Consider the following 983-nt stretch of genomic DNA (forward strand, 5'->3'; position numbering starts at 1 on the left):
TGTTGGGATACAATAGATAGGTAACAAATAAAAAACAAGGATTCACTTCGATATGATATATTGGAGTTGACGAAAAACCAATGATCTTAACGAAAGGAGAATCCTTGTATGTCAATCTTATCACAACAGAAATACCAACGTCAACGCATGGTTAAGTATGCACAGAAACATTCTGTAACCGAAACGGCAATCCGTTACCGTGTGAGCCGTAAAACGGTTTATAAATGGATTTCACGGTACGACGGAACCTTAGCAAGCCTGGAGGATCGAAGTCACAGACCCAAGACTTCTCCAGGAAGTCATACGGAACAGGAGCTTCGCCAAATCCGGCGCCGACTGAAAAAATACAAATGGACAGATCTGCTTCTGGCATATCAGGATTTAATAGAGAAAGATGGATATACCCGAAGCTATGGAGGTTTCAAACGAGTTGTAAGGCGTTTAAAGGCTTTAAAACCAGACAAAAAGAAGAAAAAGAAACGCAAACTGAAACCGTATCAACGAGCCGATTATCCAGGGCAGAAAATACAGATAGATGTAAAATATGTGCCATCTTACTGTGTGACAGATGGAAGAAAGTATTACCAGTATACGGCAGTAGATGAGTGTAGCAGATGGACATACCGAGAGATGTATGATGAGCATAGTACCTATAGTTCAAAAGATTTTTTGCTCAAACTAATACAGCACGCACCGTTTCCGATTCGAGAAGTTCAGACGGATAATGGATGTGAATTCACAAATCGGCTGTTGGTGATTAAGAGCAAACACCTCACCATGTTTGAGAAAGCGTTGGAGGAACTGGGAATCTTATATCACCGGATCCAGATAGCAACCCCAAGACATAATGGGAAAGTGGAGAGACAGCATCGTCAGGATGAAGCACGGTTTTATAAGCAAATGCGGATGTATAATCTGGAAGATGGACGAAAACAGCTTGCAGTATATCAGAAGAAATCAAACAACTATATAAAAACGTGTTT

The 983-nt window shown here is 40.7% G+C and carries 1 protein-coding gene; it reads left to right on the forward strand.

From position 1 onward, the window contains the following. Positions 1-108 precede the first annotated feature (108 nt). Positions 109-983 (forward strand): DDE-type integrase/transposase/recombinase (locus JQM81_RS13520; RefSeq protein ID WP_235234348.1); only part of this gene is annotated, 875 nt, incomplete at its 3' end.

Origin of the sequence: Faecalicatena contorta (genome assembly GCF_021531895.1) — a bacterium.
Lineage (GTDB): Bacteria > Bacillota > Clostridia > Lachnospirales > Lachnospiraceae > JAFBIX01.